Source organism: Acetobacterium sp. (genome assembly GCF_039830195.1).
Taxonomy (GTDB): Bacteria; Bacillota; Clostridia; order Eubacteriales; family Eubacteriaceae; genus Acetobacterium.
This window is the reverse complement of record NZ_JBDODG010000031.1, coordinates 20,185-28,047: the sequence shown is the minus strand read 5'-3', so window position 1 is coordinate 28,047 and position 7,863 is coordinate 20,185. Positions and strand designations below refer to the sequence as shown.

7 protein-coding genes are annotated in these 7,863 nt (G+C 46.4%); all 7 read left to right on the top strand.

The genetic code is table 11. From position 1 onward, the window contains the following. Window positions 1-247 precede the first annotated feature (247 nt). The gene (locus tag ABGU93_RS09480) at window positions 248-1,525 is read left to right on the top strand and encodes a UDP-N-acetylglucosamine 1-carboxyvinyltransferase (protein WP_347413220.1); all 1,278 of its coding nucleotides are present in this window, start codon (window positions 248-250) and stop codon (window positions 1,523-1,525) included. 174 nt (window positions 1,526-1,699) lie between these two features. Next, complete coding sequence (locus ABGU93_RS09475) at window positions 1,700-2,488, top strand: MBL fold metallo-hydrolase (protein WP_304889413.1); 789 nt, start codon at window positions 1,700-1,702, stop codon at window positions 2,486-2,488. Between the two features lie 30 nt (window positions 2,489-2,518). Beyond that, window positions 2,519-3,622, top strand: coding sequence for a trypsin-like peptidase domain-containing protein (locus ABGU93_RS09470; RefSeq protein WP_347413219.1), 1,104 nt, complete (start codon window positions 2,519-2,521; stop codon window positions 3,620-3,622). A 415-nt stretch (window positions 3,623-4,037) separates the two neighbouring features. Continuing rightward, a complete protein-coding gene (locus tag ABGU93_RS09465) occupies window positions 4,038-5,294 on the top strand; it encodes an ammonium transporter (RefSeq protein WP_347413221.1) in 1,257 nt (418 codons plus the stop codon). A 129-nt stretch (window positions 5,295-5,423) separates the two neighbouring features. Continuing rightward, window positions 5,424-5,762, top strand: coding sequence for a P-II family nitrogen regulator (locus ABGU93_RS09460; protein ID WP_347413218.1), 339 nt, complete (start codon window positions 5,424-5,426; stop codon window positions 5,760-5,762). Between the two features lie 234 nt (window positions 5,763-5,996). Then, window positions 5,997-7,013, top strand: coding sequence for a sugar-binding transcriptional regulator (locus ABGU93_RS09455; RefSeq protein ID WP_347413217.1), 1,017 nt, complete (start codon window positions 5,997-5,999; stop codon window positions 7,011-7,013). Further along, window positions 7,010-7,804, top strand: coding sequence for an HAD-IIA family hydrolase (locus ABGU93_RS09450; RefSeq protein ID WP_347413216.1), 795 nt, complete (start codon window positions 7,010-7,012; stop codon window positions 7,802-7,804). The genes ABGU93_RS09455 and ABGU93_RS09450 overlap by 4 nt, the downstream gene beginning before the upstream one ends. The last annotated feature ends 59 nt before the right edge of the window (window positions 7,805-7,863 follow it).

Here is a 7,863-nt window from a genome sequence, read left to right as displayed (position 1 = left end):
ACTGCGAGGTTTTCTCTGAATTAATACTTTATTAACTGTCAAAGTCGGGATTATATCACATCGCATTTAATTTGTGAGGAATTCCTGTTTTCTTTAAGCAGGGCAAAGAATTCTTAAAGAGTATAAGAAAAACCGGTTTACTGATAAAAAAACGGCGTAAAATCACGAGATTTCTTGATAAAACTGAAACTTATGATATAATAACCAATTGGATATTGCATATACACTTGCACTGAAAGGAATAAATATGGATGCTTTTATTATAGAAGGAGGTAACCCCCTGCAAGGCGAGGTTACAATCTCCGGGGCAAAAAATGCGGTACTGGGAATTATTCCGGCCGCGGTACTTTGTGCCTGCTCAAGTAAGATAGATAATGTTCCCGATATTAAAGATGTTAACAAAATGATTGTTATTCTTGAAAAATTGGGCGCTGAAATATATAGAGAAAATGATACCCTGATTATAAATACCGAAAAACCGATTTCATATGATGTGTCGGATTATGAAGAGGAAACCGGCCAGATGCGGGCCTCCTATTACTTGCTGGGCGCTTTACTGGGACGTTATCGCAAAGCGATTGTGCCATTGCCCGGCGGCTGCAACATCGGGGATCGTCCCATTGATCAGCATATCAAAGGCTTCCAGGCCTTGGGAGCAACCGTGGTGATTGAACATGGACAGGTAAAAATGGAGGCGCCGGAACTCAGAGGCGCCCATATTTTCATGGATGTGGTCAGCGTTGGCGCTACCATCAACATCATGCTGGCAGCCGTTCGGGCCGATGGTAAAACAATTATTGAAAATGCTGCCAAAGAACCCCACATCGTTGATGTGGCTAACTTTTTGAACCTGATGGGAGCAAATATCAAGGGTGCGGGAACAGATGTCATTAAAATCGTCGGCGTTGAAGAAATGCATGGCTGCGAATATTCGGTTATACCGGATCAAATCACCACTGGCACCTATATGATGGCAGCTGCGGCCACCGAAGGGGATGTTTTAATTAAAAATGTTATTCCCAAGCATATGGAGGCGATCACGGCCAAACTCAGTGAAATGGGGGTCATCGTCCTCGAAGAAGACGACGGGATTCGGGTTATCGGGAAGCATCCGCTGAAGGCTGTGAACGTGAAGACTATGCCTTACCCGGGGTTTCCTACAGATCTCCAACAACCGATGGCGGTGTTAATGACGATTGCCCAGGGCACCAGTACGATTACCGAAAGTATTTTTGAAAGTCGCTTTAAATATGTTGATGAATTGCGCCGGATGGGCGCCAATATTTCGATTAACAGCCGGACGGCAAGTATTACCGGGGTTAAGGCCTTATCGGCGACAAAAATCAGAACTACCGATTTAAGAGCCGGGGCAGCCATGGTTATTGCCGGGTTAATTGCCGATGGCGAAACAAAAATCACGGAGATTGTTCATATTGACCGTGGCTACGAAAATCTTCAGGAAAATCTGCGAAATCTGGGGGCTGATATCCGCCGGATTTCCGAGAAAGATCCTGCTTGCCTTTAGTAGAATTAAGGTTGACGAAGCAGTAGGGGACAACGATTACCTTAAATCCCGTAAAGTTAGGTTAAGTCAGGTTTAAGCATCATTCGCTAGGATAAACCTAACAATCCAGCTGGCCCTTGGCGCATTTAAAGGGATGTTTTATAAAATTTTTTAAAATGAACAAGGGAGCGACGATTGAAATTTTGTAGTTTATATAGTGGAAGTTCAGGAAACAGTTTATTTGTCTCAAACAACAGCACCAAAATACTGATTGACGCTGGCCTCAGCGGAAAACGGATCCAGAGTGCCCTGGACGCCATTGAAGAGGATCCCCGGGAAATCGGCGGCATTATAGTGACCCACGAACATAGTGATCATATTCATGGGGTTGGGGTATTGTCCCGGCGTTTTGACCTGCCGGTTTATGCCAATGAAAAAACCTGGGCAGCAATGATGAAAGATCTGGGCAAAATCGCCGAGCATAATGTTAAAATCTTTGATTTTGAAAAACCTTTTGATATTCAGGATCTTCAAATCGAAGCGTTTAAAACATCTCATGATGCGGCGGATTCGGCTGGCTTTGTCATCTCTGACGGAAAAAATCGGCTGGGAATCGCCACTGACTCGGGAATTATTACCATGGATATGCGTAATGCCTTATGTGGCTGTGATTTGGTGGTGCTGGAGTCCAATCACGACGTGTCGATGCTGGAGGCCGGATCATATCCCTTCTACCTCAAACAGCGGATAAAAAGCGACTTTGGTCATCTGTCCAATGAGACAGCTGGTGATCTGGCCCTGGCGCTGGTCGAGAAAGGCACCCGGCAACTGGTGCTGGCCCATCTCAGTCAGGAAAACAATTACCCCCTGTTGGCCTATGAAACAACAGCCCGGATATTGACTGGGGCTGGCGTGGTGCTGGACGGGGATGTAAAACTTTGTGTGGCAAAAAGAAGCAGCGCGAGCGAGACAATCGACCTGTAAAAGAACTTCACCTAAGATTGAGGTGAAACGATGAATGACGATCTAAAAAAAGAGAAAAAAACGAGTTCCCTGATCATCGGCATGATCGGTGCAATTATCGGCGGTGTGATTGTGGGCGCTTTATTTCTTGGTGTCAACTTTTTCTTTGATAACAGCACTGTGATACAGGGCGCCAAAAATGAAATTGTTGTCAGCGAGGGTTCGGCGGACACGGTGGTGGAAGCCATTGCCCAGACAGTGCCCCCATCGGTGGTCGGGATTGAGACAACCGGGGTGGCGATGACCACTTACGGACCTCAGGAAGCAACCGGAGTCGGTTCTGGTTTTATTTTAACCAGCGATGGTTACATTGCCACCAATCAACATGTGGCATCAGATGATATTTCGGCCATGAAGGTATCACTGGCTGATGGGAATACCTATGATGCCAAACTTGTCTGGTCGGATGCCAGCCTGGATCTGGCGATTATTAAAATTGATGCCAAAGATTTGCCTGTACTGGAACTGGGCGACTCAGACAATGTGGTTGTCGGTGAGTTGGCAGTGGCAGTTGGCAATCCGATGGGACTGAACTTTGAACGAACGGTTACCTCCGGAATCATATCAGCCCTGAATCGGAGCATTCCGCTGGATAATGGCTTGGCGGAAGATCTGCTTCAAACCGATGCTTCCATTAATTCGGGAAACAGTGGCGGCCCGCTGGTCAATAAAGCCGGTGAGGTGATCGGTATCAATACCTATAAACTGACCACCGGCGAAGGAATGGGTTTTGCCATTCCAATTAATATTTTAAAACCGATACTTAACGAAGTTGTGGCAACCGGTAAATTCAATTCCACAGTAATGGGCATCACCGCTTATGACCGGGCGATTGCCGATTATTATCTGACCGATAGTGATGTCAACTTTAATGAGGGAATCTATATTGCCTCGGTGCAACAAGGTGGCGGTGCCGCCAATGCTGGTCTGGCAGCCGGAGATATCATTAAAGAAATCAATGGGGTCAAAACCAATACTATGCTTAAGATGAAGGAAATTCTCTATGCCGTCAATGCCGGGGACAAGGTAAGTGTTACCTTTGAACGGAATGGCCAGAGTCAGACAAAAGATGTGGTCGTGACATCCGGACAATAAACGATAAATAGACAGGAGTCAATCATTCAATGATTGACTCCTGTTTCTATGAGTGCTATAATCTGATTTGCTGAACTAATTGAGAAGCAGCACATTAATAATATATAAAAAATCAACCTTAAATAATAGCGAAAAGGTTCAGTCGACTAGTCAATGAAGAGTAGCGGCGAAAAAATGAACCGGGTATATCATTTAGAGTATCAAAGGCGATAACAGTTTTTTTGTTGTCGTCTTTTTTTGCGTTGAGCGTCTGCAATTATTTTTTTAAAAGTCAGATAATTGCACCAACTTATCAAAGGGGATAAGCGTAGTGGCCGGCCTGTCAAGGGCTGGTTTTAAAGTGGGTTGATCGGATAATCATTGGACCGTTTTCAGTGATTGGCATAAATAACGATAACAGAGAATTATGGAGGAAATTATGATTAATTCTGGAGATGTGGCATTTATTCTGATTTGTACAATGCTGGTTTTTTTTATGACCCCTGGGCTGGCGTTGTTCTATGCCGGGATGGTGCGACGAAAAAATGTGCTCAACACCATCATGTCGGTGGTATTTTGCTGTGGACTGGCCACGGTGATGTGGTATGTGGTGGGGTATTCGATATCCTTTGGCCCGGATCTGGGTGGGTTTGGTTTTATCGGTGATTTTAGCAACGTTTTTTTTAGAGGCATCAGTGCTTCTGAACCGGGACCTTATGCCAGCAGTATTCCCGGTCAGCTTTTTGCCATTTTTCAATTGGTGTTCTGTATGGTCACTCCGGCCATTGTGGTGGGTTCCCTGTCAGGCCGAATGCGATTTTCAGCGCTGTTTATTTTTGTAACCTTCTGGATGCTACTGGTCTATTATCCGATGGCCCATATGGTTTGGAGTCAGGGTGGTCTGATTGCCGGTCTCGGCACGGTAGATTTTGCCGGCGGACTGGTTATCGAAGTCAGCTCGGGGATATCGGGTCTGGTGGCCTGTATTATTCTGGGTTCCCGAAAAGGTTACGGTATCAAGTCCTATCATCCTCATAACATTCCGCTATTTGTCATCGGCGGGGCGATTTTATGGGTGGGCTGGTTTGCCTTTAATGGGGGTTCCGCTCTGGCCGCCAACGGACTGGCGGTGCATGCGGTGGTGACCACCTTGCTGGCTTCGGCGGCAGCGATGTTAACCTGGATGCTGGTTGAAATGGTGGTTTATAAAAAAGTCACCGTCATGGGGGCCATCACCGGATCAATTGTCGGTCTGGTTTCAATTACACCCGGGGCTGGTTTTGTCCCAACCGAAGCGGCCTTGTTTATTGGCGCCGTGGTGAGCCCGATCTGCTTCTTATTTTTAACAAAGGTGAAGGTTCGGTTTGGCTATGATGATACCCTGGATGCTTTTGGATGTCATGGCATCAGTGGGATCTGGGGAGTCATCGCAACCGGACTATTTGCCCAGACGGCGATTAACCCGGTCGCTCAATGGAATGGTTTGTTCTTCGGTGATACCCAGTTATTTGTCGCCCAGATCACAGCGCTGTTAATTGCGGTGCTTTATTCGGGTACGATGACTGCGGTCATTATGCTAGCCCTCAAGAAGGTCATGGCCATTCGGGTCGCCCCTGAAGCAGAAGCGCTGGGCCTTGATATCAGTGAACACAGTGAAGAAGGATATCCGGCATTTTCCGGAATTGACCAGTAGCAGTTTATCAACTAAAATACGAAGTGGAAGTCAGCATCGGCCACCAGGAACACTCAACATAAAGCAGGATGTGCGAATGTTTTGAATTTCCTGATGACCGGGTTATTTTAAGCAAGAAAGGAAAATGCTATGAAACAGATCGAAGCGATTATCCGTCCCGAAAAACTGGAACCGTTGAAGGATGCGTTTTTGGCGGCAAAGATCAATGGAATGAACATTCGTCAGGTACTGGGCTGTGGCAACCAGTACGGTTGGATTGCCCATAACCGGGGCACCTCGGTGATGATGAATATGATTCCCAAAATTGAGATAAAAATTGTGGTAGCCGACGATAAGGTGGAAGAAATCGTTCAATTGATTATGAGCGTGGTTAGAACCGGCGAAATTGGTGATGGAAAAATTTTCATCAAACCAGTGGAAGAATGTATCCGGATCCGAACCGGCGAAAGAGGAGATATCGCATTATAAAAATGCAGTCTTCAATAAATTAAGAAAGCCCGCTCGTTGCAGAGGTAACGAGTGGGCTTTTAAACGTTTCTTTTTTGCAAAATCCTACGAAATGATTGACTTTTTCATCATAAACAATATAATTAAACAATAATTGCAAAATTTCAGAATCGAATAAAAAGCAAAGTATTAAATTGGCGAAGCTCGTGGTAGTGTCGCAAGGGCCTAAAAAAGCAGAAACTAGGAGGTGACCGGATGAAAAAGGTAGTGGATGATGAGCGTCTGATGGTGAAGATTTGTGAGATGTACTATAATCAGGACATCAATCAAAAGCTGATCGCAACGGAGTTGGGGCTGTCCCGGCCGACCGTGTCTCGGATTCTTCAGAACGCCAGGGAGCGGGGCATTGTCAAAATAATTATCGATCCTATTTTTGGCAACAATTATGTGGATCTGGAAAAAAAACTGGAGAGCCGCTATGGCTTAAAAGAAGTTTTTATCGTCGATATGAAACAGGATAACCGGGATCAGAAGGATGAGCTGGCCAAGGCCACGGCCAACTATCTGGAGCGGCTGATCAAAGATGATACCATTATCGGGGTTTCCATGGGTTCGTCGATTGGCCAGATATATCGTTTTGTGTCCAAGGGTACCTCAAAACGGGTGACCTTTATCCCGCTCATCGGCGGGATCGGACATCTGGGTATGGAGCTGCATTCCAATACCATTGTCGAAGCTCTGGCCAAGGCTTTTGGCGGTGTCTCCTATCTGCTGCATGCACCGGCCCGGGTGTCCGGAGTCAAGATCAAAGAGGAATTGATGAAGGAATCGGATATTCGACGGATCATCAAAATGGGTGACGGTCTGGATGTGGCGGTGGTTGGGATCGGGGTGCCCAATCGGGGATCAGCGATTATGGCCACCGGCTATTATGACGAAAAAGACATGGAAGTCATGCGTCAGAAAAATGTGGTAGGGGATGTCTGCATGCAGTTTTTTGATATCAATGGCAGCACCGAAGCCTTTGAGGCCGATAACTGTGTGATTGGGGTTGATATTAAAAAGCTCCGGCGGGTCCCTCATTCGATTGGGGTGGCCAGCGGTCCCGAAAAAGCCCAGGCCATCCAGGGCGCCATCAAAGGCGGATTCATCAATGTCCTGGTCACCGATGTGGAATGCGGAAAAAAACTGCTGGAACTCGATGAAGTCACCGAACCGGCAAGTGGGTCTGGGATGACAGAAACAGAAACCGAGGAGATTGACGAAAAATGATCATGCCGAAAAAAGATGCACTAAAAGATGTGAAATTATTTGCCCTGGATATGGACGGTACGGTTTATCTGGGCAATGGTTTAATCGACGGGGCGCTGGACTTTATCGAAGCCCTGCGCACCCAGCAAAAAGATTTTATTTTTATTACCAACAATTCATCCCGGGGACCCAGCTTTTATCAGGAGAAACTGAAAAATATGGGCTGTTTTGTGGAAGCAGACCGGATCATTACCTCTGGAGATGTGACCATTGAATATTTAAAAACCTATTATCCCGGACAATCCGTCTATCTGATGGGTACCCCGCTGCTGGAGGAGAGTTTCCGGAAGCACGGGATTAACCTGGTCCAGGAACAGCCGGATGTGGCGGTGGCCAGTTTTGATACGACCCTGACCTACGAAAAGCTGGAGAAAATCTGTACCTTTATCTTAAACGGCGCGGTCTTTTTGTCTACCCATCTGGATTTGGTCTGTCCTACCGAAACCGGTTTTATCCCCGATTGCGGTTCCATGTGCGCCCTGATCACCAAATCTACCGGGGTGGAACCCAAATATTTAGGCAAGCCCTTTCCCGAAACCATGGAGATGGTCCTGGCCATCACCGGGCATAAAAAAGAGGATGTGGCCTTTGTCGGGGACCGGATCTACACCGATGTGGCCACCGGCGTTAATAACGGCGGCAAAGGCTTTCTGGTACTGACCGGAGAGACTAAAATGGCGGACCTGAAAAATTCGGAGGTCGTTCCGGATTGTGTTTTTGACTCACTGAAAGAAATGATGAACTATTTATAAGACTGTTTATTTTAGCAGAAATGGGGAAGATAATAAGAACAAGGATCATCACAAGAATG